Here is a 25,556-nt window from a genome sequence, read left to right on the forward strand (position 1 = left end):
GCTCACCTGACGCGGGGTCCCCCACATTCCCCACCTCCCCGCGGCGGACAGCTCTACCCTCTTTCCCCCTGGTGAACTTCCCCCCTCCTTTGTTCTGCCGTGTTCTGCCCGGCCGGTCCTCGCCGTCCGGTCGCCCACCGGCCACGCCCACCGACGTGGCCACCGCAGAAGGAGTCAGAGTGAGACCCACCCCCCATCGCCGCGCCACCACGACCGGCGCGCTCGTCGCAGCCGCCGCCCTGCTCGCCGTGGGCGTGCAGACCGGCAGCGCCACCGCCGGCACGCCCGCGGCATCCGCCGCCGCGGGCCGCCAGCTCGTCGCGAAGGCCGACAACGGTGCCCTGCCCGCGAAGCTGACCCCCTCCCAGCGCGCGGAGCTCATACGCCAGGCCAACGGCACCACCGCGCAGACGGCGCGGAAGCTGGGCCTCGGCGCCAAGGAGAAGCTGGTCGTCCGGGACGTCAGCAAGGATGCCAACGGCACGCTGCACACCCGCTACGAGCGCACCTACGACGGGCTGCCCGTCCTCGGCGGCGACCTGGTGGTCGACTCCGCCCCGTCGGGCACGGTCAAGACGGTCGCCAAGGCCAACAAGGCCCGCCTCGCCGTGTCCACCACCACGCCCTCGTTCGCCGCCGCGGCCGCCGAGAAGGACGCCGTGAAGTCCGCGCAGGCGCAGGGCTCGAAGGACACCAGGGCCGACCGCGCCCGCAAGGTGGTCTGGGCCGCGAACGGCACCCCCGTCCTCGCGTACGAGACCGTGGTCGGCGGTCTGCAGGAGGACGGCACGCCCAACGAGCTGCACGTCATCACCGACGCGAAGAGCGGCAAGAAGCTCTTCGAGTACCAGGGCGTCAAGGAAGGCGTCGGCAACAGCCAGTACAGCGGCCGCGTCACCATCGGCACCTCCGGATCGGCCCCCAACTACCAGTTGGCCGACCCCACCCGCGGCGGGCACAAGACGTACAACCTCAATGGCGGCTCTTCCGGCACGGGCACGCTGTTCACCGACGCCGACGACGTCTGGGGCAACGGCACCACCAGCGACAAGGCCACGGCCGGTGTGGACGCCGCCTACGGCGCCCAGCTCACCTGGGACTACTACAAGAACGTGCACGGCCGCTCCGGCATCCGGGGCGACGGCCAGGGCGCGTACAGCCGGGTGCACTACGGCAACGCCTACGTCAACGCCTTCTGGTCCGACGACTGCTTCTGCATGACCTACGGCGACGGTCAGAACAACGCCAAGCCGCTGACCTCGATCGACGTGGCCGCACACGAGATGACGCACGGCGTCACCTCCGCCACCGCCAACCTCACCTACAGCGGCGAGTCCGGCGGCCTGAACGAGGCCACCTCCGACATCATGGCCGCCGCCGTCGAGTTCTGGGCCAACAACCCCTCCGACCCGGGCGACTACCTGGTCGGCGAGAAGATCGACATCAACGGCAACGGCACCCCGCTGCGCTACATGGACAAGCCCAGCAAGGACGGCCGCTCCAAGGACGCCTGGTACTCCGGCCTCGGCGGCATCGACGTGCACTACTCCTCGGGCCCGGCCAACCACTGGTTCTACCTGGCCTCCGAGGGCAGCGGCCCCAAGGACGTCAATGGCGTGCACTACGACTCGCCGACCTCCGACGGGCAGCCCGTCACCGGCATCGGCCGCGACAACGCCGCGAAGATCTGGTTCAAGGCGCTGACCCAGCGCATGCAGTCCAACACCAACTACGCGGGCGCCCGCGACGCCACGCTGTGGGCCGCCGGCGAGCTGTTCGGCGTGGGCAGCGAGACGTACAACAACGTCGCCAACGCCTGGGCCGCCATCAACGTCGGCAGCCGCCTGTCGACCGGTGTCTCGGTCACCAGCCCCGGCGACCAGACGTCGATCGTCAACACCGCCGTCTCCCTGCAGATCAAGGCGAGCAGCTCCACCAGCGGCGCCCTGACCTACGCGGCCACCGGCCTGCCCGCCGGCCTGTCGATCAACTCCTCGACCGGCCTGATCTCCGGCACCCCGACCACCACCGGCACCTCCAGCGTGACCGTGACGGTCAAGGACTCCGCCGGCAAGACCGGCAGCGTCTCCTTCAAGTGGACGGTCAACGCCACCAGCGGCGGCAACGTCTTCGAGAACACCACCCCCGTCGACATCCCGGACGCCGGCTCGGCCGTCACCTCGCCGATCACCGTCACCCGCAGCGGCAACGGCTCCGCCGCCCTGAAGGTGGACGTCAACATCAGCCACACCTACCGCGGTGACCTGCAGATCGACCTGGTCGCCCCGAACGGCAAGACGTGGCGGCTGAAGGACGCGGACTCCTGGGACTCCGCCGCGGACGTCAAGGAGACCTACACGGTCGACGCCTCCGCCGTCTCCGCCCCCGGCACCTGGAAGCTCCAGGTCCAGGACCTCTACGCCCAGGACGAGGGCACCATCAACAGCTGGAAGCTGACCTTCTGACCTTCTGGCCTTCCGGCTTGTACGGACCGGGCGCCGCCCGGGGTGAGCACCGACTCCCCCGGGCGGCGCCTTCTGCATGCGCCCGCGCCACCCCTCGCGGCGTCACCGGGACGCGCTCGCCGGGGTCCCCGCTTCCCTCGTACGGACCGCAGGTCACCGCCGGTCCGGCGAATCGGCGCCCCGTAAGGGGCGCGGGGAACTGCGCGATCGGCCACCGACGGCCCGCAGCCGATGCACCGGCCGTCCGCGGGCCGTTTGTGGCTTGTCGCGCAGTTCCCCGCGCCCCTGCGGGGCTACCGCATCAGCACGCCCGCCGCCTCGCCCATGGCGTGGGAGGGCACCGCGACCAGGCCCAGCTCCGCGCCGCAGGCCAGGAGGCGGTGCGCGGGCAGGATGCGCACCGTGTAGCCGAAGGGGCCGGTGCGGTCCAGCGTCAGCGGGCCCTCGTACAGCCGCCGGCCGTCCAGGCCGGGGGCGCCGGTGGCCTTCAGCGGGAAGGTGACCGTGTGCGCCAGCCGGTCGGCCTCGTCCACCCGGCCCGCGACCGCCTGCACCTCCACGTCGGCGGGGTCCAGCTCGCCCAGGGTGACGCTCACCCGCAGCGAGAGGGTCGCGCCCAGCTCGGCCGTGCCGCCCAGCGGGCCCTCCGAGACGGCCTCGACGTGGTCGACGGCCACCGTCGGCCACGCCGCGCGCACCCGGGCCTTCCAGGCGGCCAGCTCCCGCGAGGAGGCCTCGTCCAGCGCCCGGTGCGCCTCGGCGGCGGGGGCGTAGAGCCGCTCGACGTAGTCGCGCACCATGCGCCCGGCGAGCACCTTGGGCCCCAGGCCCGCGAGGGTGTGCCGGACCATCTCGATCCAGCGGCCGGGCAGCCCGTCGGCGCCGCGGTCGTAGAAGCGCGGCGCCACCCGCTGGGCCAGCAGGTCGTACAGCGCCGCCGCCTCCAGGTCGTCGCGGCGCGTGTCGTCCACGGCGGCGCCGTCGGCGGTGGGGATGGCCCAGCCGAAGTCCGGCTCGTACCACTCGTCCCACCAGCCGTCCAGGACGGAGAGGTTCAGGCAGCCGTTGAGGGCGGCCTTCATGCCCGAGGTGCCGCACGCCTCCAGCGGCCGCAGCGGGTTGTTGAGCCACACGTCGCAGCCGGGGTAGAGCTTCTGGGCCATGGCCATGCCGTAGTCGGGCAGGAAGACGACGCGGTGGCGCACCCGGGGGTCGTCGGCGAAGCGGACGAGCTCCTGCACCAGGCGCTTGCCGCTGTCGTCCGCCGGGTGGGCCTTGCCCGCCACAACGATCTGCACCGGGCGCTCGGGGTGCAGCAGCAGCTCGGTCAGGCGTTCGCGGTCGCGCAGCATCAGGGTCAGGCGCTTGTACGACGGGACGCGCCGGGCGAAGCCGATCGTCAGCACGTCCGGGTCGAGGACGCCGTCGATCCAGCCGAGCTCGGCGCTGCCGGCGCCGCGCTCCCGCCACGCGGCGTGCAGCCGCGCCCGTACCTCCTCCACCAGCTGCTCGCGCAGGGTGCGGCGCAGCTCCCAGATGTCGGCGGCGGGGATGTCCGCGACGGTGTCCCAGCGCTGGGAGCCACCCACGGACAGGGCGTCCTCGGCGCGCCCGGCGCCGATGCACCGGGCGCCGAGGCGGAAGACCTCGGGCGCCACCCAGGTGGGGGCGTGCACGCCGTTGGTGACGGAGGTGATCGGCACCTCCTCGGCGTCGAAGCCCGGCCACAGGCCGGCGAACATCTCCCTGCTGACCTGCCCGTGCAGGACGGAGACGCCGTTGGCGCGCTGGGCGAGCCGCAGGCCCATGACGGCCATGTTGAACAGGGCGGCGTCGCCGCCGGGGTAGTCCTCGCGGCCCAGGGCGAGCACCCGCTCGGCGTCGATGCCCGGCAGCTCGCCGTCCTCGCCGAAGTGCCGGGCCACCAGGTCGGCCTCGAAGCGGTCGATGCCGGCCGGCACGGGGGTGTGGGTGGTGAAGACGGCACCGGAGCGCACGCGTTCGAGGGCGGCGTCGAAGTCGGCCCCCTGCACGACCAGTTCGCGGATGCGTTCGAGGCCCAGGAAGCCGGCGTGGCCCTCGTTGGTGTGGAAGACCTCGGGTTCGGCGTGCCCGGTCAGCCGGCAGTACGCCCGCACGGCGCGCACGCCGCCGATGCCCAGCAGCATCTCCTGCAGCAGGCGGTGCTCGCTGCCGCCGCCGTAGAGCCGGTCGGTGACGTCCCGCTCGCCGGGCCCGTTCTCCTCGGTGTCCGAGTCGAGCAGCAGCAGCGGCACCCGGCCGACCTGCGCCTTCCAGATGTGCGCGTGAACGGAACGGCCGCCGGGCAGCGCGAGGGTGACCCGGGCGGGCATGCCGTCGGCCTCGCGGAGCATGGTCAGCGGCAGCTCGTTGGGGTCGAGCAGGGGGTAGTGCTCCTGCTGCCAGCCCTCGCGGGAGAGGGACTGGCGGAAGTAGCCGTGCCGGTAGAGCAGGCCGACGCCGACCAGGGGCACGCCCAGGTCGCTGGCCGACTTCAGGTGGTCGCCGGCCAGGATGCCCAGGCCGCCGCTGTACTGCGGCAGGGCGGCCGTGATGCCGAACTCCGGCGAGAAGTAGGCGACGGCGGCCGGCAGCCCCGGCGGCTGCTCCTGGTACCACCGGCGGCCGGTCAGGTAGTCCTGCAGGTCGTCCGCGGCGGCGGCGAGGCGGCGCAGGAAGCGGCGGTCCTCGGCCAGGGCGGCCAGCCGCTCGGCGGGCACCGACCCCAGCAGCCGCAGCGGGTCGCCACCGGTGGCCCGCCAGCCCTCGGGATCGACGGACTGGAACAGCTCACGGGTCTCGGGGTGCCAGGACCAGCGCAGGTTGCGCGCGAGGTCGCTGAGCGGTCGGAGGGGCTCGGGAAGGACGGGACGCACGCTGAATCGACGAATGGCCTTCACGGGTCGAAGGTAGCGGTGCGCACGCCTTTGGCGGTGGACCTTTCCCCAACCCCGCCCATTCGCCCCCGGCCACCGCTGGGAGGTGCCCCCGGTTTCCCCGGCTGCGCCCCGGACCGCACAGCCGCACAACCGGTTTGCGCCGCAGGCGGATTGGCCGCACCCGGAACTACGCGCGAGTAGTTCACGCCATCGCCGCATGCCCGACCGGGGCCCGTGGAAGGCTCATCCGGTATACCGAGCCGACCGTCCGTCACCCAGCTGATCGCGTCATATTCCTTTCCTTCCCGCCGCCCGAGTGAACGCGGACAGGAGCCCTCGTGCCCGCACCGTCGCGACCGCCGAGTCAGCCGGAACAGCCGGTAGAAAGTACCGAACGCGCCAGAGTCGTCCACGGTCCCCTAGTTCCTCCAGGTGATCCCATGATCGGTCGCATTCCCGTCCTCGATCCCGGCCCGCTCGTCGACTGCGGCAGGCGCCCCGTGAAGGCGGTGGTGGGCGAGTCCTTCGAAGTGACCGCGACGGTGTTCCGGGAGGGGCACGACGCGGTGGGCGCCAATGTGGTGCTGCGCGGACCGGCGGGCCGCGGCGGTCCGTGGACGCCGATGCGCGAGCTGGCCCCGGGCACGGACCGCTGGGGGGCCGAGGTGACCCCGGACGCGGCCGGCCGCTGGACGTACACGGTGGAGGCCTGGGCGGATCCGCTCGGCACCTGGCGGGACCACGCGCGCATCAAGATCCCGGCCGGCATCGACACCGAGCTGGTGCTGGAGGAGGGTGCCCGGCTGCTGGAGCGGGCGGCGGCGGGCGTGCCGAAGAACGAGGGCCGGCAGACGGTCCTGGGCGCCGTCGACGCGCTGCGGGATGCCGCCCGGCCGGCCGCGGCTCGGCTTGCGGCGGCCCTTGCGCCGCAGGTCACCGGGGTTCTCGCCCGGTATCCGCTGCGCGAACTGGTCAGTGCCTCGCGTCCGGTGCCGGTGCTGGTGGAGCGGGAGCGGGCGCTGTTCGGGTCGTGGTACGAGTTCTTCCCGCGCTCGGAGGGCGCCCAGGTGCGCCCGGACCGGCCGCCGCAGAGCGGTACGTTCCGTACGGCCGCCCGGCGGCTGCCGGAGATCGCGGCGATGGGCTTCGACGTGGTGTACCTGCCGCCGATCCACCCCATCGGCACCACGCACCGCAAGGGCCCCAACAACGGGTTGACCGCGGGGCCTTACGACGTGGGCAGCCCGTGGGCGATCGGCTCCGCGGACGGCGGGCACGACGCCGTCCATCCCGACCTGGGCACCCTGGAGGACTTCGACCGCTTCGTGCGCCGGGCCCGCGAGCTGCGCCTGGAGGTGGCGCTGGACTTCGCGCTGCAGTGCTCGCCGGACCACCCGTGGGTGGGCAAGCACCCGGAGTGGTTCCACCACCGTGCGGACGGCAGCATCGCGTACGCGGAGAATCCGCCGAAGAAGTACCAGGACATCTACCCCCTGGCCTTCGACGAGGACTTCGAGGGGCTGCTCGCCGAGAGCCTGCGGGTGCTGCGTTTCTGGATGGCCCGGGGGGTGCGGATCTTCCGGGTGGACAATCCGCACACCAAACCGGTGGTGTTCTGGGAGAAGGTGCTCTCCGACATCGGCCGCACCGATCCGGACGTGGTGTTCCTGGCGGAGGCCTTCACCCGGCCGGCGATGATGCGCACCCTCGGTGCGATCGGTTTCCAGCAGTCGTACACGTACTTCACCTGGCGCAATGGAAAGCACGAGCTGACGGAGTACCTCACGGAGCTCTCGCGGGAGACGGCCGCGACGATGCGTCCGAACTTCTTCGTCAACACCCCCGACATCCTGCACGCCTATCTGCAGGAGGGGGGCCGGGCCGCCTTCGAGGTGCGGGCCGTGCTGGCCGCGACGTTGTCGCCGTCCTGGGGGGTATACGCCGGTTATGAACTGTGCGAGAACACCCCGGTGCGGCCGGGGAGCGAGGAGTACCTGGACTCGGAGAAGTACCAACTGCGGCCGCGCGACTGGGCGTCGGCCGAGCGTGCCGGGCAGAGCCTGGCACCGCTGATCACGACGCTGAACCGGCTGCGGCGACGGCACCCGGCCCTGCGCCGGCTGCGGAATCTGCGTTTCCACGGCGTGGACAACGACGCCGTCATCGCCTATTCCAAACGCACCGGTTCCTCGTGCGTGCTCACGGTCGTCAACCTCGACCCCCACCACACCCAGGAGGCGACGGTCTCGTTGGACATGCCGGAGCTCGGCCTGGACTGGCACGACTCCGTGCCGGTGCGCGACGAGCTCACCGGAGAGACCTACCACTGGGGCAGGGACAACTATGTGCGCCTCGAGCCGGGCCGTTCCCCGGCGCCCGCGCACGTGTTCTCGCTGCGACCGTCCTCACAGATCGGAGGGTCACCCACACCATGATCGTCAATGAACCCGTCCCCGACACCTTCGAGGACACGCCCGCCAAGGACCTGGATCCGGACTGGTTCAAGCGGGCCGTGTTCTACGAGGTCCTCGTGCGCTCCTTCCAGGACAGCAACGGCGACGGCATCGGCGACCTCAAGGGCCTCACCGCCAAGCTCGACTATCTGCAGTGGCTGGGCGTCGACTGCCTGTGGCTGCCGCCGTTCTTCCAGTCGCCGCTGCGCGACGGCGGCTACGACGTCTCGGACTACACCTCGGTGCTGCCGGAGTTCGGCGACCTCGCCGACTTCGTGGAGTTCGTCGACGCCGCCCACCAGCGCGGCATGCGCGTCATCATCGACTTTGTCATGAACCATACGAGCGACCAGCACGAGTGGTTCCAGCAGTCGCGCACCGACCCCGACGGCCCCTACGGCGACTACTACGTCTGGGCCGACGACGACAAGCAGTACCAGGACGCGCGCATCATCTTCGTCGACACCGAGACCTCGAACTGGACGTTCGACCCGGTGCGCAAGCAGTACTACTGGCACCGCTTCTTCTCCCACCAGCCGGACCTGAACTACGACAACCCGGCGGTGCAGGAGGAGATCCTGGCCGCCCTGCGGTTCTGGCTGGACCTGGGGATCGACGGCTTCCGGCTGGACGCCGTGCCGTACCTGTTCGCCGAGGAGGGCACCAACTGCGAGAACCTCCCGCAGTCGCACGCCTTCCTCAAGCGGGTGCGCGCCGAGATCGACGCCCACTACCCCGACACCGTGCTGCTGGCCGAGGCCAACCAGTGGCCGGAGGACGTCGTCGACTACTTCGGCGACTTCGAGGGCGGCGGGGACGAGTGCCACATGGCCTTCCACTTCCCCGTCATGCCGCGCATCTTCATGGCCGTGCGCCGCGAGTCGCGCTACCCGGTCTCGGAGATCCTCGCCAAGACCCCGGCCATCCCCGCGCGCTGCCAGTGGGGCATCTTCCTGCGCAACCACGACGAGCTGACGCTGGAGATGGTCACCGACGAAGAGCGCGACTACATGTGGGCGGAGTACGCCAAGGACCCCCGCATGCGCGCCAACATCGGCATCCGGCGGCGGCTGGCCCCCCTGCTGGACAACGACCGCAACCAGATCGAGCTGTTCACCGCCCTGCTGCTGTCGCTGCCGGGCTCGCCGATCCTGTACTACGGGGACGAGATCGGCATGGGCGACAACATCTGGCTCGGCGACCGCGACGCGGTGCGCACGCCCATGCAGTGGACGCCGGACCGCAACGCCGGCTTCTCCTCCTGCGACCCGGGCCGGCTGTACCTGCCGACCATCATGGACCCGGTCTACGGCTACCAGGTCACCAACGTGGAGGCGGCGATGAGCTCCCCCGCCTCGCTGCTGCAGTGGACCCGCCGGATGATCGAGATCCGCAAGCAGAACCCGGCCTTCGGCCTGGGTTCGTACACCGAACTGCAGTCCAGCAACCCCGCGGTGCTGGCCTTCCTCCGCGAACACGGCGACGACCTCGTCCTGTGCGTGAACAACTTCTCGCGCTTCGCACAGCCGACCGAGCTGGACCTGCGCGCATTCAACGGCCGGCACCCGGTCGAACTCATCGGCGGCGTGCGCTTCCCCGCCATCGGCGAACTGCCGTACCTGCTCACCCTGGCCGGTCACGGCTTCTACTGGTTCCGGCTCCGGCACACCACGCCCCCCGGCGCCACCGCGTGACCACCGCCTCGTGCGCGACGGGCCGGGGCGGTCCGGCGCGCACAGCGGTTTCCGCCCGCCACCCGTGGGCACTCGTACTACTCGTACCGCCGCTCACCGCACCACGTCGCACCGCACCGCCAGAGGGCCGTGGGCGCTGACCGTACGGACGATCCTCGCCCGACACGTCCTCATCCGCACACCGGCAAAACCCGCAATCCGGGACACTTTGCCCCATCCGTCGTGTGCCCCGGGGAAAGGACGCGACGCATGTCGGACGCATCACCCCTGCACCGCCTTACGCCCGCGCGACCCGCGAGCAGCGGCGCCGGCGAGGCGCGCTCACTGATCGCCTCGCTCGCCCCGCTGCTCGAGGAGTGGCTGCCGCGGCAGCGCTGGTTCGCCGGCAAGGGCCGCCCCCTGACCGGTTTCGCCCCCGTCGCCGTCACCGAGCTGCTGCCGCCCGGTCGCGCGGAGCGCCCCGCCTCGCCGGGCCTGCTCCACCTGCTCGTCCGGGCCCGCCAGGGCGTCCCGGGCCGGCCCGCCGGCCCCGGCGACGACTGCTACCAGCTGCTGCTCGGCGTCCAGGAGGCGCTGCCCCCGCACCTGGCCCCGGCCCGCATCGGCCGCCCCGAGCACGGCCCGCTGCGCGGGCTGACCGTCTACGAGGGCCTGGCCGACCCCCGGCTGGCCGCCCTCCTCCTCGAACGGCTGCGCGTGCCCGGCCGGCTCGGCCCGCTGACCTTCTCCCGCGAGGCGGACGCGGCCGTCCCCACCATCCCCACCAGCCTCGCGCCCCGGCTGATCGGCGCCGAGCAGTCCAACTCCTCCGCCGTCTACGGGGAGCGCTTCATCCTCAAGCTCTTCCGCCGCGTCGGCCCCGGCGTCAACCCCGACCTCGAACTGCCCCGCGCCCTGGCCCGGGCGGGCTGCGCCCGCGTCCCGGCACCGGTGGCCTGGTTCGAGGCGGCCGTCGACGGCGCTGCTTCCGGTGGTGCTGGTTCCGGTAGCGCTGGTTCCGGTGGCACGACTCTCAGCGGCACGGCTCCCGACGGCACGGCCGAGCCCATGACGCTCGGGGTCCTGCAGCCCTATCTGGCCGGCTCCACCGACGGCTGGCGCCTGGCGCTGGACTCCCTCGCCGGCACAGCCCTCACCGGCCCCGCCGGTTTCGCCGCCGGTTTCGCCGCCGAGGCCCGCGCGCTCGGCGCGGCCGTCGGCGAGGTGCACCTGGCCCTGGCCGAGGCGCTGCCCACGGTCGTGCTGCGCCGCCCCCAGCTGGAGCACCTGGCCGCCGCCATGAGCCAGCGCCTGGACGCCGCCGCGGAGGCCGTCCCTGCCCTGCGCCCGTACCACGCGGCGCTGCGCGAGACGTACGAGCTGCTGCCCGACCTCGGCCGGGCCGGGCGCACCTGGTGCGCCCAGCGCATCCACGGCGACCTGCACCTGGGCCAGGTGCTGCGCACGGCGGCCGACGGCCACTGGTCCCTGATCGACTTCGAGGGCGAGCCCGCCCGGCCGCTGGCCGAGCGGCGTCGTCCGCAGCCGGTGGCCCGGGACATCGCGGGCATGCTGCGCTCCTTCGACTACGCGGCCGCCGTCGGCGGCGCGGACGGCGGCGACTGGGCGACGAGCGCGCGCACGGCCTTCTGCGAGGGCTACGCCGCCGTCCACCACGATCCCGGCGAGGACGCCGGGCTGCTGCGCGCCCACGAGATCGACAAGGCCGTCTACGAGGTGCTGTACGAGGCCCGGCACCGCCCCGACTGGCTGCCCGTGCCGCTGGCCGCCGTCCGCCGCCTCGCCGCCGGGCCCCGCGTCACGGGCGCGGCACCGGCGTGAGGCGCGATCGTTTCGAACCGCATGAGCTCCACGGAACACCGGAGGGACCGCCCGTGACCGCACGACCGCCGTCCAGTACCCCGCCGCCCGGCCGGCGCGACGGGGTTCCCGCGACCTTCCTGCCCACCCCGCAACGCCGGGCGGCCCAGCCCCGGCGAGGACCGTCCGGCGGGGCCACCGTGCGCCGCCCCGAGCCGCTGGACGACGGCACGCGCGAGAAGCTGCTGCAGGGCGCCCACCACGACCCGCACGGCGTGCTGGGCGCCCACCCGGTGCCCGGCGGCGTGCTCTTCCGCGCCCTGCGGCCCTTCGCACGCTCGGTCTCGGTGGTCACCAAGGGACTGCGGGCCGAGCTGTTCGACGAGGGGAACGGCCTGTTCGCGGCCGTCCTGCCGCTGATCGCCGTCCCGCAGGACTACCGGCTGCACGTCACGTACGACGACAACGAGCTCGACGTGCACGACCCCTACCGCTTCCTGCCCGCCGTCGGCGACCTGGACCTGCACCTCATCGCGGAGGGCCGGCACGAGCAGCTGTGGCAGGCGCTGGGCGCCGAGCCGATGCGGCACCAGGGCGTGCCCGGCACCCGCTTCACCGTGTGGGCGCCCAACGCCCGCGGCGTGCGCGTGGCCGGTGACTTCAACTACTGGGACGGCACCGGCCACCCGATGCGCTCGCTCGGCGGGACGGGCGTGTGGGAGCTGTTCCTGCCCGGCGTCGGCGAGGGGGCGCTGTACAAGTTCGACATCACACGGCCCGACGGCACGCACACCCTGCGCGCCGACCCGCTGGCCCGCCGCACCGAGGCGCCGCCGGCCACCGCCTCGATCGTGCACGCCTCGCACCACGTGTGGGGCGACGCCGCCTGGATGGAGCGGCGGGGCCGACGGCCGGTGCACCAGGCACCCTTCTCGGTGTACGAGGTGCACCTGCCGTCCTGGCGGCCCGGGCTGACCTACCGGCAGCTGGCCGAACAGCTCCCCGCGTACGTCAAGGACCTCGGCTTCACCCACGTGGAGCTGATGCCGGTCGCCGAGCACCCCTACGGCGGCTCGTGGGGCTACCAGGTCACCGGCTTCTACGCGCCCACCGCCCGGCTCGGCACCCCCGACGACTTCAAGCACCTCGTGGACGCCCTGCACCGGGCCGGCATCGGGGTGCTCATGGACTGGGTGCCGGCACACTTCCCGCGCGACGACTGGGCACTGGCCGAATTCGACGGCCGCCCCCTGTACGAGCACCAGGACCCGCTGCGGGCCGCGCACCCCGACTGGGGCACGCTCGAGTTCGACTACGGGCGCAAGGAGGTGCGCAACTTCCTCGTCGCCAACGCGGTCTACTGGTGCGAGGAGTTCCACATCGACGGCCTGCGCGTGGACGCCGTCGCCTCCATGCTCTACCTCGACTACTCGCGCGAGGCCGGCCAGTGGACGCCCAACGAGCACGGCGGCCGCGAGAACCTCGACGCCGTGGCCTTCCTGCAGGAGATGAACGCCACCGTCTACCGCCGCTGCCCCGGCATCGTCACCGTCGCCGAGGAATCCACCGCCTGGGACGGCGTCACCCGCGCCACCCACCACACCGGCCCCGGCGGCTTCGGCGGCCTCGGCTTCGGCCTGAAATGGAACATGGGCTGGATGCACGACTCGCTGGAGTACATGACCAAGGAGCCGGTGCACCGCAAGTACCACCACAGCGACATGACCTTCGCCATGGTCTACGCCTACAGCGAGAACTACGTGCTGCCCATCTCCCACGACGAGGTCGTGCACGGCAAACGCTCCCTCGTCTCCAAGATGCCCGGCGACTGGTGGCAGCAGCGCGCCAACCACCGCGCCTACCTCGCCTTCATGTGGGCCCACCCCGGCAAACAGCTGCTCTTCATGGGCCAGGAATTCGCCCAGGGCGCCGAATGGTCCGAGGCCCACGGCCCCGACTGGTGGCTCCTCGACCCCTCCTACTCCGCCGAACCCGACCACCGCGGCGTACGCGACCTCGTCCGCGACCTCAACGCGGGCTACCGCGCGATGCCGGCCCTGTGGGAACAGGACACCGTGCCCGACGGCTTCCAATGGGTGGCGGGCGACGCGGCCGAGGACAACGTCCTGGCGTTCCTGCGTTTCGCGACGGACGGCGCCCCGCTGCTGGCTGTCTGCAACTTCTCGCCGGTCGTACGGCACGCGTACCGGGTGGGGGTGCCGGTGGAGCACGGGGTGTGGGAGGAGTGCCTCAACACGGATGCGGTGCGGTACGGGGGCAGTGGCGTGACGAACGCGGACCCGCTCAAGCCGGAGCGCGTCCCCGCGCACGGGCGACCGGCGAGCCTGCCGCTGACGCTGCCGCCGCTGGCGACGGTGTGGCTGCGGCCGACGTAACAACCGCCTGCGGCGGGCCGATCCCCAGCCCGCAGGGCTGGGGGTGTGCGGCGGATTGTCGCCACGCGCCACCGCGGCGCCCCGCAAGGGGCGCGGGGCCCCTTGTCGATGTGCGGCTGCCGCCGCGTGGGCGCGACAAGCCACGACGTGCCTGCAGTCGGCCCCCGGGGTGGTGTGTCAGCTGCGGGCCGTCGCCGGCTGATCGCGCAGTTCCCCGCGCCCCTATGGGGCGCCGTGGTGGCGCGGGACGACAATCCGCCGGACACGGCCTGGCCCATCGGGACCGGGCTCCGCCCGGTGGCCTCAAACGCCGGCCGGGCTGCACAGCCCGCCGCAGGCGCACGCGCTACGGCGCGAGCCGTGCCACCAGGGCGGTGGCGTCCGTCGCGTGGACCCCCGCCGCCGTCAGGGCCGTGACGGCGGCGCTGCGTCCCGCCTCCGCCGGGGCGAGGACGCCGTCGTTCACGGCCTGCATCAGCCCGAAGAGCACCTGCTCCCGCACGTACGCCAGCGCCACCGCCGGCAGCGGTGAGGTGAAGAGCCCCTCGTCCAGCCCCCGCTGCAGCATCGCCGCGCATTCGCGCCGCACCGGTTCCAGCCGCCGGTGGATGCCTTCGACGGTGACGCTGCGCTGGGCCAGCGAGATGAGCAGCCGGTAGCCGTCGGCGATCTCCCATGCCGCCAGCATGGAGCGGGCGAGTGCTTCGGCCGGGTCCGCGGCGGCCCGCAGCGCGTCGGCCTGGGCGGCGGCGACGTTTTCGGCCGCGTCGTCGACGAGGGCGCCGATGAGCGCGTCGCGGCTGGGGAAGTGCCCGTAGACGGTGCGCCGCACGACGCCCGCCGCGCGTGCGATCTGGTCCATGCTCGCGTCCGCGTCGCGCAGGAGCTCGGCGAGTGCGACGTCCATGATGCGTCGGCGATTGGCGTCCGCCCTGCCGGGCCTGGTCTTCATGCCCCTCATTTTGCACACTGCCGTGCAGTCCCGTAATTTGCACACCAGTGTGTAATTGCACAGCCGTGTGCAAGTTCCGAAAGGGGTGGCCGATGGGCCTCGGGTTGTCGACTCCGGTCGACGAGATGGACGGTCCGTACAAGCGGCGCTGGGCGGCGCTCGGTGTCCTGTGCATCAGCCTGCTGATCATCGTCATGGCGAACACGTCGCTGACGGTCGCGGCGCCGGACATGGTCCAGGACCTGGGTCTGGGCAGTTCCGACCTGCAGTGGGTCATCGACGGCTACACCGTGCCGTACGCGGCCCTGATGCTGATCCTCGGCGCGGTGGGCGACAAGTACAGCCGCCGTGGCGCGCTCGTCCTGGGTCTGCTGGTCTTCGGCGCGGCCTCCGTGGCCGGTTCGCTGGTGGACAGCGGCAACGGCGTCATCGCGGCGCGTGCCGCGATGGGCATCGGCGCGGCGATGATCATGCCGGCCACGCTGTCGCTGCTGGCGGCGACGTTCCCGCGCGCGGAGCGGGCGAAGGCGATCACCATCTGGACGGCGACCGCGGGTCTGGCGATCGCGGTGGGTCCGCTGGTGGCCGGTGCGCTGCTGGAGGACCACGGCTGGGCCTCGACGTTCCTGATCAACGTGCCGATCGCCGCCCTCGGCATCGTCGGCGCGCTGCTGCTGGTGCCGCCGTCCCGGGCGGCCGGCGTGAAGAAGATCGACTACGTCGGTGGTCTGCTGTCCGTGCTGTGGGTGGGCTCGCTCATCTACATGATCATCGAGGGTCCGCACTTCGGCTGGGGCGCCAAGGCGATCACCGCCGCGGTCGTGGCGGGCGTGGGCTTCGTCTGCTTCGTGCTGTGGGAGCTGCGTCACCCGAGCCCCGTGCTGGACGTGCGCCGCTTCACCCAGCGGGCCTTCGCCGGGTCGACGTCGGCCGTGGCGCTGTTCTTCCTCGCCGTCTTCGGCGCCTTCTACTACCTGACGCAGCACCTGCAGTTCGTCCTCGGCTACTCGCCGCTGGACACCGGTGTGCGCATGCTGCCGCTGGCGGGCGCGGTGTTCGTCGGCGGTGCGCTGACGGCGCTGCTGACGCCGAAGGTGGGCATGAAGGTCACGGTCGCCTGCGGCATGACCGTCGGTACGGTCGCCATCGCCCTGCTGGCCCGGGTCGACGAGCACTCGACGTACAACGACTTCGTGCTGCCGCTGATCATCCTGGGTCTGGCGATCGGCCTGTCCCTGTCCCCCTGCACCAACGCCATCATGGGCTCCTTCCCGGAGGACCAGCTGGGCGTGGGCGGCGCGGTCAACAGCACGTCCATCGAGATGGGCGGTTCGCTGGGCATCGCGATCCTGGGCACGGTGCTGGCCAAGACCTACTCCTCCAACCTCGGTGACGCCGCCGCGAAGGCCGCGGCCGCGGGTGGTCCGAAGCTGCCGGAGAAGGCGCTGTCGGCCGCGCAGGACTCGGTGGGCGCGGGCCTGTACGTGGCCAAGGAGGTCGGCAAGCAGGTCGCGGCGCAGGCCGCGCCGAAGCTCGGCCCGGAGAAGGCCGCGGCGCTGGGCGCCCAGCAGGCGCACACCGTCGTGGAGGCCGTGCACAAGGCGTTCGCGGACGCGGTGGCGCACACCAGCGTCGTCGGCGCGGTGATCCTGGGCGTCGGCACGGTCGTGGTGGCGCTCCTGCTGCCGGGCCGCAAGGCCGCGGCGGCGGCCGCCGCCACCGGCGAGGCCGCGGTGTCCGAGCGCGAGCCGGAGCCGGCCGCCCGCTCCTGACCCGTACGCATCCCCGAACCCGGCGCGCCCCCTGACAATGCCCCGACCGTCAGGGGGCGCGTCGCATGCCCGGCGCCTGGCCGGCGCGGGCCGTGCTGTGCTGCGCCCGGGCCTCGGGGTGGTGTGTCGACTGCGGGCCGTCGGTGGCCGATCGCGCCCACGCGGCGGCCGCCGCACATCGACACCGCCCGGCGCCCCTGCGGGGCGCCGGGCACCCGCACAACAGAAACCCCCACGGCGGGGGCCCGGCGGTGCCTTACCGGGTCCCGAAGGGCCGCCGTGGGGGCGTCGGCCCTCGCCGTGGGGGTGGTCTCGGTGCGCCTCAGTGCGCGTCCGCCCCCAGCGTCGCCTCGTCGAACGGCAGTCGGCCGGACAGCACGTCGTCCACGCGTCCCGCGTCGATCTCCTTCACCCACGTGCCCACGAGCACCGTGGCCACCGCGTTGCCGGCGAAGTTCGTCAGGGCGCGGGCCTCGCTCATGAAGCGGTCGATGCCGACGATGAGGCCGACGCCGTCCACGAGCTCGGGGCGGTGGGACTGCAGGCCGCCGGCGAGGGTGGCGAGGCCTGCGCCGGTGACGCCTGCCGCGCCCTTGGAGGCCACGATCATGAACAGCAGGAGCGAGACCTGCTGGCCGATCGACAGCGGCTGTCCCATCGCCTCGGCGATGAAGAGCGAGGACATCGTCAGGTAGATGGCGGTGCCGTCGAGGTTGAAGGAGTAGCCCGTGGGCACCGTGATGCCGACGACGGGCTTGCTGACTCCCAGGTGTTCCATCTTGGCGATGAGCCGGGGCAGTGCGGATTCGGACGAGGACGTCGAGAGGATCAGCAGGAACTCCCGGCCCAGGTACTTCAGCAGCGCGAAGATGTTCACGCCGGCCACCACCCGCAGCAGGGTCCCGAGGACGACCACGACGAACAGCAGGCAGGTGGTGTAGAAGCCGATCATGATCACGGCGAGGGACTTGAGCGCGTCGACGCCCGTGGCGCCGACCACTGCGGCCATCGCACCGAACGCACCGACCGGCGCCACCCACATGATCATCGCCAGCACCTTGAACACCAGCCGTTGCAGGTGTCCGATGCCGCGCAGCACCGGCTGCCCGCTCTCGCCCAGGGCCTGCAGGGCGAAGCCGACGAGCAGGGCGACGAGCAGGGTCTGCAGCACCTGGCCGCCGGTCAGGGCGGAGACGAGCGTGGTGGGGATGACACCGAGCAGGAAGTCGGTGGTCGAGGTGTGGGCACCCTTGGCCTGGGCCTCGCCGGCGTGGCGGAGGCTGTCGGTCAGATGGAGTCCGCTGCCGGGTTCGAGGATGTTGCCGACGAGGAGTCCGATGGCCAGGGCGACGGTGGACATCAGGACGAAGTAGCCGAGGGCCAGTCCGCCGACCGCGCCGACCTTGGTCGCCCGGCGTACGGAACCGATGCCGAGCACGATCGTGCAGAAGATGACCGGCGAGATCATCATCTTGATCAGGTTCACGAAGCCGGTGCCGAGCGGCTTGAGCTCGACCGCGACGCCCGGCGCCAGCAGGCCGACGGCGATGCCGGCGAGCACGGCGGCGATCACGGCGAGGTACAGGTAGTGCGTGCGGTCCGGCCGGCGGGTGCCGGCCGCTGTCGCCGGGGGTGACTGCGCTGTCACTTCGGTCTCCGTCCGGTCCGGATGCGGTGGGGGGTCGCGGAGACTATGCACGGCCGTTGTGACGGCGGTCACCGTTGCGTGCATTACGTTCACAAACAGGCCACCCGGCACACTGTCGGCCATGACCCCCCGCATACGCCTCCCCCGCAGCCTGGCCGGCCGGCTCTTCGCCGTGCAGATCGTGCTGGTCACCGCCGTGGTGGCCGGCTGTGCGGCGCTCGCGTACCTCTCGGACCGCGCCGAGGCGAAGGAGACGGCCCGGCGCCAGGTGACGGCGACGGCCACGGCCGTCGCCGCGTCCCCGGCCGTGGCGGCCGCGGCCCTGGCGCCGGACCCTTCCGGTGCGCTGCAGGCGTACGCCGAGCGGGTCCGGCGCGACACCGGCGTGGACTTCGTGACGATCATGTCGCCGGGGGGTGTCCGCTGGACGCACCCGGACCCGGCCCGCATCGGCGAGCGCTTCCTCGGCCACACCGCGGCGGCGCTGGAGGGCCGCACCTTCTCCGAGACGTACACCGGCACGCTCGGCCCGTCCGTACGGGCCGTGGCGCCGGTGCGGGACGCGGGCAGCGGGCGGGTGGTGGCGCTGGTCAGCGCCGGCATCACCGTGGACGCCATCAGCGCGCAGGTGCGCCGCCAGGTGGGCGTGCTGCTCGCGGTGGCGCTGGCGGTGCTGGCGGTGGGCGGCGCGGGCACGTACGCACTGGGAGCGCGGTTGCGCCGGCACACCCACGGGATGAACGCCGCCGAGCTGGGCCGGATGCACGACTACCACGAGGCCGCGCTGCACGCGGTGCGCGAGGGGCTGTTGCTGCTGGACGGGCAGCGCCGGCTGGCGCTCGCCAACGACGCCGGCCGGGAGCTGCTCGGCCTGCCGGCCGGCGCGGTCGGGCGCCATGTGACCGCGCTCGGGCTGCCGGACGGCCTCACCGAGGCCCTGCTGGCCCCCGGCCCGCGCGTGGACGAGGTGCACCTGACCGCCGAGCGGATCGTGGTCGTCAACACCTCGCCGGTCTCCAGCGGCGAGCACCGCGGCACGGTCGTCACCCTCAGGGACCACACCGAACTCCTGGCGCTCTCCGGGGAACTGGACTCGGTGCGCGGCTTCGCCGAGGCCCTGCGCTCGCAGGCGCACGAGGCCGCCAACCGGCTGCACGCGGTGGTCTCGCTGATCGAACTCGGGCGCGCCGCCGAGGCGGTGGAGTTCGCCACCGCCGAGCTCGAACTCGCCCAGGCCCTCACCGACCGGGTCGTGGCGGCCGTCGCCGAGCCCGTCCTGGCCGCGCTGCTCCTCGGCAAGGCCGCCTGGGCCAACGAGCACGGCGTCGTGCTGGAGCTGACCGACGACACCCGCGTCGACGACGGCCTGCTCCCACCCGGCCTGCCCGCCCGCGACCTGGTCACCGTCCTCGGCAACCTCGTCGACAACGCCGTCGAGGCCGCCACCGGGACCGGCGCCCACCGTGCCGGGCGCGTCACCGTGACGGTGCGCACGGACGCCGACGCCGGCGAACTGCTGCTGCGCGTCGGCGACAACGGCCCCGGCATCGCCCCCGAGGCGGTGGCGGAGGTCTTCCGCCGCGGCTGGTCGACGAAGGAGCCGCCACCCGGGGCGACACCGGGACCGTACGGGCGCGGGCTCGGTCTGGCGCTGGTGCGGCAGGCCGCCCGGCGCCACGGCGGGACGGTCGACGTCGGCAGCTCCCCGTGGGGCGGTGCGGAGTTCACCGTCCGCCTGCCGCTGCGGTCCGCGGCGGGCGCCGCCGCGCGCGAGGAGGTGGGGGCATGAGCACGATCCGGGTCCTCGTCGTCGAGGACGATCCGGTGGCCGCCGCCGCGCACGCGCTGTACGTGGGGCGGGTGGGCGGGTTCACGGTCGCGGGGGTGGCCCATACGCGGGCGGACGCCGCGCAGTTCCTCAAGCGGTCGGCGGTCGACCTGCTGCTGCTCGACCTCTTCCTGCCGGACGGGCACGGCCTGCACCTGCTGCGCTCGCTGCGCGCCGCCGGCCACGGCGCGGACGTGATCGCCGTGACCTCCGCCCGCGACCTGGCGGTCGTGCGCGAGGGCGTCTCGCTGGGCGTCGTGCAGTACGTGCTCAAGCCCTTCACCTTCGCAACGCTGCGCGACCGCCTCGTGCGCTATGCGGAGTTCCGGGCGGCGGCGGGCGAGGCCAGCAGCCAGGACGAGGTCGACCGGGCGCTGGCGGCGCTGCGCGCCCCGCAGCCGGCGGCCCTGCCCAAGGGGCTGGCCGGGGACACCCTGCAGTCGGTCATCGCCACGCTGCGCGACGCCGGCGAGGAGGGAGTGACCGCGACGGGCGCTGCCGCCTCGCTGGGCATCTCCCGTATCACCGCCCGCCGTTACCTCGAACACCTCGTGAGCACCGGCTGTGCCCTGCGTGCCCCGCAGTACGGCCAGATAGGCCGCCCCGAGCTGCGCTACCGCCGGCTGCCCGGGCGCTGAGCGCGTGCCGCGCGGCCGCAAGGGGAACGTACGACTCGACGCCCCGTACGTCCCGGGGCCCCGTACGTGCAGGAGGTCGTGCCGTGCGTACCACCGCCCCCGTGCTCCTCGTCGCCCTCGGTGCCCTCGCCGCCCTCACGTCGTGCGGGAGCGGGGGTGCGGCGGGCGACCCGGACACCGTCAAGGTCGCCTACCAGCGCAGCACGGACAACAAGGTCCGGCACATGGACGACTTCCTCGCCGCGGTCAAGAAGCAGTTCGAGAAGGAGCATCCGGGCAGGAAGCTGCAGCTGCTGCCGATCCAGGCGTCGGAGAACGACTACGCGGCCAAGGTCCAGCAGATGATGCGCTCCGCCAGGACCGCCCCGGACGTGGTGCGCGAGGACACCTTCCGCATCGACTCCGACGCCACGAGCGGCTACTTGAGACCGCTGGACGACAAGCTCGCCGCCTGGCCGTCCTGGGCCCGGTTCCTGCCGGCCGCCAAGGACTCCGCCCGCGCCGAGGACGGCAGGACGTACGGGGTCCCGGACGGCACCGACACCCGCGGGCTGTGGTTCAACAAGACGCTCTTCGCGAAGGCCGGGCTGCCCGCCGACTGGGCGCCGCACACCTGGAAGGACGTCCTCGACGCCGCCCGCACCGTCAAGGCGAAGGTGCCCGGCGTCGTCCCGCTGAACATCTACACCGGCAAGGCCGCCGGCGAGGCCGCCACCATGCAGGGCTTCGAGATGCTGCTCTACGGCACCGGCCCCGACCCGCTGTACGACCCGAAGGCGAAGAAGTGGGTCGCCGGCAGCAAGGGCTTCCGGGACTCCCTGGACTTCGTGCGCACCGTCTTCGCCGAGAAGCTCGGTCCCGCCCCCTCCGACGCCCTCGACCCCAACGTCTCCACCGTGGTCGCCGGCGACTGGCTGCCCCACGGGCGGCTCGCCATCGCCCTGGACGGCTCCTGGCTCGGCAAGACCTGGCAGCCGCAGGGCGCCGCGCCCTGGCCGCAGTGGCCGCAGGTCATGGGCCGGGCCGCCTTCCCCACCCGGGACGGGGCGGCCCCCGGCCGGGTGAGCATGTCCGGCGGCTGGACCTGGGCGATCGGCGCCAAGTCGGCGAAGGCCGACCTCGCCTGGCAGGTGATCGAGACCCTGCAGACCGCCGCCAACGCCACCGCGTGGACGGTACGGGACGCCCAGATCGCCGTACGCGACGACGTGGCGGCCTCCCCCGCCTACCGCACCGCCCTGCCCGGCACCGACTTCTTCACCGAGCTGGTGCGCGACACCCACCACCGGCCGGCGCTGCCCGTCTACCCGCAGGTCTCGGCCGCGATCCAGGAGGCCATGGAGGCGGTCACCACCGGCGACGCGGACGCGGCGACCGCCGCGCGGCGCTACGACGCCCGCCTGAAGGAGATCGTCGGTGCGGCGGGCGTGATCACGCGATGAGGCGCTGGCTGCCCCTGGCCCCGGCCACCACTCTCCTGCTGCTCTTCCTCGCCGGCCCCGTCGGCTACTGCGTCTACCTCGCCTTCACCGACACCCAGCTCACCGGCCAGGCCACCGCCTCCTTCACCGGCCTCGCCAACTTCCGGCGCGCCTTCGGCGACGCGGACTTCCGCAACGCGGTGCTGCTCACCCTCGTCTTCACGCTGCTGTCGTCGGTCGTCGGCCAGAACGGCCTGGGCTTCGCCCTCGCCGCCCTGATGCGCCGCGCCTCGAAGCCCGTACGGACGGCCACGGGCACCGTCGTCGTCGCGGCGTGGGTGGTGCCGGAGATCGTCGCGGGCTTCCTGCTGTACACGTTCTTCGCCCGCCGGGGCACGCTCAACGCCATCCTGGCCCAGCTCCATCTGCCCGAGCAGAACTGGCTGTTCACCCTGCCGATCCTGGCGGTCTCCTTCGCCAACGTCTGGCGCGGCACGGCCTTCTCCATGCTGGTCTACTCCGCCGCGCTCGCCGGGATCCCCACGGAGGTCACCGAGGCGGCCGAGGTCGACGGCGCCGGCGGCCTGCGCCGCTTGTGGCACATCACCCTGCCGATGCTGCGCCGCTCCATCGGCACCAACCTCATGCTCAACACCCTGCAGACCCTCTCGGTCTTCGGCCTGATCTGGGCCATGACCCGCGGCGGCCCGGGCAACCGCAGCCAGACCCTGCCGGTCTTCATGTACGACCAGGCGTTCTTGAAGTCACTGATCGGCTACGGCACGGCAGTGGCCCTCCTGCTGCTCCTGGTCGGCGCCCTGTTCTCGGCCGTGTACGTGCGTCTGCTGCGGGAGGACGTGTGAGGGACACCCCCCTGGTTCCGCGCTGCCGGCTCGGCGAGCTCACCGTGATCCGCCACGGCCAGAGCACCGCCAACGCCGTCTTCGCGGCCGCCGGCGAGGACGGCCGGGCGCCGCGCGCGCTGCGCGAGGCCGGCGACGCCGCGGTGCCCCTGTCGCCGCTCGGCGCCCTGCAGGCCGAGCGCTGCGGCACCCTGCTCGCGGGCCGGGTGCCCGGACCGGACCTCGTCCTGTGCTCGCCCTACCGACGGGCACAGGAGACCTGGCAGATCATGGCCGCGGAGGTGGCGCGCCTGGGCCGCGGCCTGCCGCCGGTCCTGGTCGACGAGCGCGTCCGCGACCGCGAGACGGGCGTCCTGGAGCTGCTGACCCCGGCGGACGTACGGGCGGAGGCGCCCGAGGAGGCGCGGCGGCGCGCCCGCACCGGCGAGTGGTGCTACCGCCCGCCCGGCGGCGAGTCCCTCGCCGACGTGGCGCTGCGCGTACGGGACCTGCTCGCCGAGCTGGGCGCCGCCGTCCCCGGCGCCCATGTGCTCGTGGTGGGCCACGACGGCATCGCGGTGACGGCGCGTCACGTCCTGGCCGGTATCGGCTCACCGGCCGATCTGCAGCGGGTGGGCAACGCCTCGGTGTCGTCATGGGAGGGCGACGGCCGGCGGCTGCGGCTGGTGACCTTCGGCGCGACAAACCACCTGGACGGGCTGCCCGTTGCGTGAATCACAGATGCGCCGGCAGTGATCGGCTGTTAGGGTCACGGCCATGAAGCGCGCCGCCATGTTCATGGCTTCCACGACGACGCCGGAGAGTGTCCCGGCGCGCTGACAGCTGTTCTTGTCGAAAGCCCCGGGGCGAGTGCCCCGGGGCTTCGCCGTGTGGTCACTCGCCCCCTCACCCGAGGAGACCACGATGCACGACCACCGCAGGCTCGGCCGCGAACTCGACCTGTTCGACACCGATCCGCTCATGGGCGCAGGCCTGCCGTACTGGCTGCCCGACGGGGCCGCCGTGCGGCACGCGCTGGAGAGCTACGTCCGTGAGAGCGAACGCCGCGCCGGCTACCGGCACGTCCACTCCCCCGTCCTCGGCAAACGGGAGCTGTACGAGATCTCCGGGCACTGGGAGCACTACAGCGAGGACATGTTCCCGCCCATGGACCTCGGCGGGGAGCAGGTCGTCCTGCGCCCCAGCCTGTGCCCGCACCACGCGCTGATCTACCGCTCCCGCGCCCGCAGCTACCGCGAACTGCCGCTGCGGCTCGCCGAGCTGGGCGGCATGTACCGCGCCGAGCTGTCCGGCGTGCTCGGCGGCCTCACCCGCGTACGGTCCATCCAGCTCAACGACGCGCACATCTTCTGCTCCCTGGAGCAGGTCGCCGAGGAGGCGCGGGGCGCGCTCGCCCTGATCCGGCGCGCGTACGAGGCGATGGGCATCGAGGCGGCCCGCTACCGCCTGTCGCTGCCCGGGGCGGGCGGCAAGTACGTCACCGACCCGGCCATGTGGCAGCGGGCCGGCGCGCTGCTCGTCGAGGTGCTCGAGGCCGAGGGCATCCCGTACGAGGCGCAGGAGGGCGAGGCCGCGTTCTACGGGCCCAAGATCGACGTGCAGATCGCCGACGGCGCGGGCCGCGAGGCCACCCTGTCGACCGTCCAGGTCGACTTCCACCAGCCCGCGCGCTTCGACCTGAACTACATCGGCGCCGACGGCGCGAAGCACCGGCCGGTCATGGTGCACCGCGCGGTCATCGGCAGCGTGGAGCGGGCGGTCGCCCACCTGATCGAGGTGCACGGCGGTGCGTTCCCCGCGTGGCTGGCCCCCGTCCAGGTGGCGGTGCTGCCGGTCTCGGACGCCGAACTGCCGCAGGCCGAGGCCCTGGTACGGCGCTGCGTGGAGGCGGGCCTGCGGGCCGAGGTGGCCGCGCCCGTCCAGGGCACCCTCGGCGCCCGGATCCGCGCGGCCCGGCTCGTGCCCTACCAGGCCGTGATCGGCCCCGCGGAGGCGGCCGGCGACCAGGTGTCCGTACGTCTGCGGGACGGCCGGCGCCCGGCCGCGCTGCCGGCGGCCGAACTGATCGCCCGCGTCGGCGCCGTGGTCGACGCGCAGGGCGCCGAACTGTGGCCGTGACGTGTGGCCGTGGCGGGGGAACAAGCACTGATCCGAACGGGTGAGGGGGTGTGTGCGGGGCGGACGGTGCGGAAAGGTCGCCCGCATGCGTCCCCGTACCTGCTTCGCCGCCACCGCCCTCGTCCTCGCCCTTGCCGGGGCCACGGGCCCGGCCTCCGCCCAGTCGCCCGCGCAGGACTGGGTGGTGAACAACCCCCGCTCCGTCGTCGTCCACCGCAGCACGGGCATGTGCCTGACCGGCACGGGCGGCGCCGGCAGCCCGGTGAACACGGAAGGGTGCCGCAATGCGCCCGGCCAGCAGTTCGTCGCCGAGGGCGGCGAGATCTACCAGCGCACCGCCGGCCTGTGCCTGACCGCGGCCGCCGCCGGCGCCCCGGCGACGCTGCGCCGCTGCGACGGCTCGGCCGGGCAGAGCTTCGGCGTCCAGGGTGCGACCATCCGCCAGGCGGACGCCGACCGCTGCCTGACGGCCACCGGCGCGGGCCGCCCGGTGGTCCTGGCCCGGTGCACGGTCTAGGTGTGTTGTTCGGCGAGGTTGGTTCCGCGGCTGGCGGGTGTGTGGCCGCCGATGCCGGTGTGGGGTCGGTGGTAGTTGTACCAGTGCAGCC

Annotated in this window: 16 protein-coding genes; 13 read left to right on the plus strand and 3 right to left on the minus strand. The window is 73.0% G+C overall.

Features of this window, described 5'->3' with window-relative positions:
• Positions 1 to 179: 179 nt before the first annotated feature.
• Positions 180 to 2,465 carry a M4 family metallopeptidase gene (locus AB0K17_RS12745; RefSeq protein WP_365982958.1) on the plus strand — a complete coding sequence of 762 codons (2,286 nt, stop codon included), beginning with the start codon at positions 180 to 182 and terminating at the stop codon, positions 2,463 to 2,465.
• 293 nt (positions 2,466 to 2,758) lie between these two features.
• On the opposite strand, the gene AB0K17_RS12750 is transcribed toward AB0K17_RS12745, so the two are convergent.
• Positions 2,759 to 5,386, minus strand: a complete 2,628-nt coding sequence (locus tag AB0K17_RS12750) for a glycosyltransferase family 1 protein (protein WP_365982959.1) — start codon at positions 5,384 to 5,386, stop codon at positions 2,759 to 2,761.
• Between the two features lie 419 nt (positions 5,387 to 5,805).
• Here AB0K17_RS12750 and AB0K17_RS12755 point away from each other — a divergent pair, with 419 nt between their 5' ends.
• The 4 genes from AB0K17_RS12755 (at position 5,806) to glgB (ending at position 13,708) form a co-directional block, all read left to right on the plus strand.
• Positions 5,806 to 7,800, plus strand: a complete 1,995-nt coding sequence (locus AB0K17_RS12755) for an alpha-1,4-glucan--maltose-1-phosphate maltosyltransferase (protein ID WP_365982960.1) — start codon at positions 5,806 to 5,808, stop codon at positions 7,798 to 7,800.
• A complete protein-coding gene (treS, locus tag AB0K17_RS12760) occupies positions 7,797 to 9,512 on the plus strand; it encodes a maltose alpha-D-glucosyltransferase (RefSeq protein ID WP_365966575.1) in 1,716 nt (571 codons plus the stop codon). The genes AB0K17_RS12755 and treS overlap by 4 nt, the downstream gene beginning before the upstream one ends.
• 249 nt (positions 9,513 to 9,761) lie before the next feature.
• The gene (locus AB0K17_RS12765; RefSeq protein ID WP_365982961.1) at positions 9,762 to 11,333 is read left to right on the plus strand and encodes a phosphotransferase; all 1,572 of its coding nucleotides are present in this window, start codon (positions 9,762 to 9,764) and stop codon (positions 11,331 to 11,333) included.
• 53 nt (positions 11,334 to 11,386) lie between these two features.
• Positions 11,387 to 13,708 carry a 1,4-alpha-glucan branching enzyme gene (gene glgB / locus AB0K17_RS12770; protein WP_365982962.1) on the plus strand — a complete coding sequence of 774 codons (2,322 nt, stop codon included), beginning with the start codon at positions 11,387 to 11,389 and terminating at the stop codon, positions 13,706 to 13,708.
• Positions 13,709 to 14,054: 346 nt separating this feature from the next.
• Here the strand turns inward: glgB and AB0K17_RS12775 are convergent, their stop codons facing one another.
• Positions 14,055 to 14,660, minus strand: coding sequence for a TetR/AcrR family transcriptional regulator (locus tag AB0K17_RS12775; protein WP_365982963.1), 606 nt, complete (start codon positions 14,658 to 14,660; stop codon positions 14,055 to 14,057).
• Positions 14,661 to 14,752: 92 nt separating this feature from the next.
• Between AB0K17_RS12775 and AB0K17_RS12780 the strand changes: the two genes are divergently transcribed.
• Complete coding sequence (locus AB0K17_RS12780) at positions 14,753 to 16,432, plus strand: MFS transporter (protein ID WP_365966568.1); 1,680 nt, start codon at positions 14,753 to 14,755, stop codon at positions 16,430 to 16,432.
• 322 nt (positions 16,433 to 16,754) lie between these two features.
• On the opposite strand, the gene AB0K17_RS12785 is transcribed toward AB0K17_RS12780, so the two are convergent.
• Positions 16,755 to 18,080 (minus strand): cation:dicarboxylase symporter family transporter, encoded by a 1,326-nt coding sequence (locus AB0K17_RS12785; protein WP_365982964.1) that lies wholly within the window; start codon positions 18,078 to 18,080, stop codon positions 16,755 to 16,757.
• Between the two features lie 121 nt (positions 18,081 to 18,201).
• Here AB0K17_RS12785 and AB0K17_RS12790 point away from each other — a divergent pair, with 121 nt between their 5' ends.
• The 7 genes from AB0K17_RS12790 to AB0K17_RS12820 all read left to right on the plus strand — a co-directional run bounded on the left by AB0K17_RS12790 (position 18,202) and on the right by AB0K17_RS12820 (position 25,465).
• Positions 18,202 to 19,869 (plus strand): ATP-binding protein, encoded by a 1,668-nt coding sequence (locus tag AB0K17_RS12790; protein WP_365982965.1) that lies wholly within the window; start codon positions 18,202 to 18,204, stop codon positions 19,867 to 19,869.
• Complete coding sequence (locus tag AB0K17_RS12795; RefSeq protein ID WP_365982966.1) at positions 19,866 to 20,546, plus strand: response regulator; 681 nt, start codon at positions 19,866 to 19,868, stop codon at positions 20,544 to 20,546. The genes AB0K17_RS12790 and AB0K17_RS12795 overlap by 4 nt, the downstream gene beginning before the upstream one ends.
• Positions 20,547 to 20,629: 83 nt before the next feature.
• Positions 20,630 to 21,988 (plus strand): extracellular solute-binding protein, encoded by a 1,359-nt coding sequence (locus AB0K17_RS12800; protein WP_365982967.1) that lies wholly within the window; start codon positions 20,630 to 20,632, stop codon positions 21,986 to 21,988.
• Positions 21,985 to 22,830, plus strand: coding sequence for a sugar ABC transporter permease (locus tag AB0K17_RS12805; protein WP_365966563.1), 846 nt, complete (start codon positions 21,985 to 21,987; stop codon positions 22,828 to 22,830). Before AB0K17_RS12800 ends, AB0K17_RS12805 begins: the two co-directional genes overlap by 4 nt.
• Complete coding sequence (locus AB0K17_RS12810) at positions 22,827 to 23,543, plus strand: histidine phosphatase family protein (protein WP_365982968.1); 717 nt, start codon at positions 22,827 to 22,829, stop codon at positions 23,541 to 23,543. The genes AB0K17_RS12805 and AB0K17_RS12810 overlap by 4 nt, the downstream gene beginning before the upstream one ends.
• A gap of 190 nt (positions 23,544 to 23,733) precedes the next feature.
• Positions 23,734 to 24,948, plus strand: a complete 1,215-nt coding sequence (thrS, locus tag AB0K17_RS12815; protein WP_365982969.1) for a threonine--tRNA ligase — start codon at positions 23,734 to 23,736, stop codon at positions 24,946 to 24,948.
• Positions 24,949 to 25,033: 85 nt separating this feature from the next.
• Positions 25,034 to 25,465 (plus strand): ricin-type beta-trefoil lectin domain protein, encoded by a 432-nt coding sequence (locus AB0K17_RS12820; RefSeq protein WP_365982970.1) that lies wholly within the window; start codon positions 25,034 to 25,036, stop codon positions 25,463 to 25,465.
• The last annotated feature ends 91 nt before the right edge of the window (positions 25,466 to 25,556 follow it).

Source organism: Streptomyces sp. NPDC049585 (assembly GCF_040675615.1).
In the GTDB taxonomy this organism is placed as follows: domain Bacteria; phylum Actinomycetota; class Actinomycetes; order Streptomycetales; family Streptomycetaceae; genus Streptomyces; species Streptomyces luteosporeus.

What these genes read in the sequence shown, in the direction of transcription:
- AB0K17_RS12755 (WP_365982960.1), top strand. Translation starts at nt 5,806, where the DNA reads ATGATCGGTCGCATTCCCGTCCTCGATCCCGGCCCGCTCGTCGACTGC.
- treS (WP_365966575.1), top strand. Translation starts at nt 7,797, where the DNA reads ATGATCGTCAATGAACCCGTCCCCGACACCTTCGAGGACACGCCCGCC.
- AB0K17_RS12765 (WP_365982961.1), top strand. Translation starts at nt 9,762, where the DNA reads ATGTCGGACGCATCACCCCTGCACCGCCTTACGCCCGCGCGACCCGCG.
- AB0K17_RS12775 (WP_365982963.1), bottom strand. Translation starts at nt 14,660, where the DNA reads ATGAAGACCAGGCCCGGCAGGGCGGACGCCAATCGCCGACGCATCATG.
- AB0K17_RS12780 (WP_365966568.1), top strand. Translation starts at nt 14,753, where the DNA reads ATGGGCCTCGGGTTGTCGACTCCGGTCGACGAGATGGACGGTCCGTAC.
- AB0K17_RS12790 (WP_365982965.1), top strand. Translation starts at nt 18,202, where the DNA reads ATGACCCCCCGCATACGCCTCCCCCGCAGCCTGGCCGGCCGGCTCTTC.
- AB0K17_RS12795 (WP_365982966.1), top strand. Translation starts at nt 19,866, where the DNA reads ATGAGCACGATCCGGGTCCTCGTCGTCGAGGACGATCCGGTGGCCGCC.
- AB0K17_RS12805 (WP_365966563.1), top strand. Translation starts at nt 21,985, where the DNA reads ATGAGGCGCTGGCTGCCCCTGGCCCCGGCCACCACTCTCCTGCTGCTC.
- thrS (WP_365982969.1), top strand. Translation starts at nt 23,734, where the DNA reads ATGCACGACCACCGCAGGCTCGGCCGCGAACTCGACCTGTTCGACACC.
- AB0K17_RS12820 (WP_365982970.1), top strand. Translation starts at nt 25,034, where the DNA reads ATGCGTCCCCGTACCTGCTTCGCCGCCACCGCCCTCGTCCTCGCCCTT.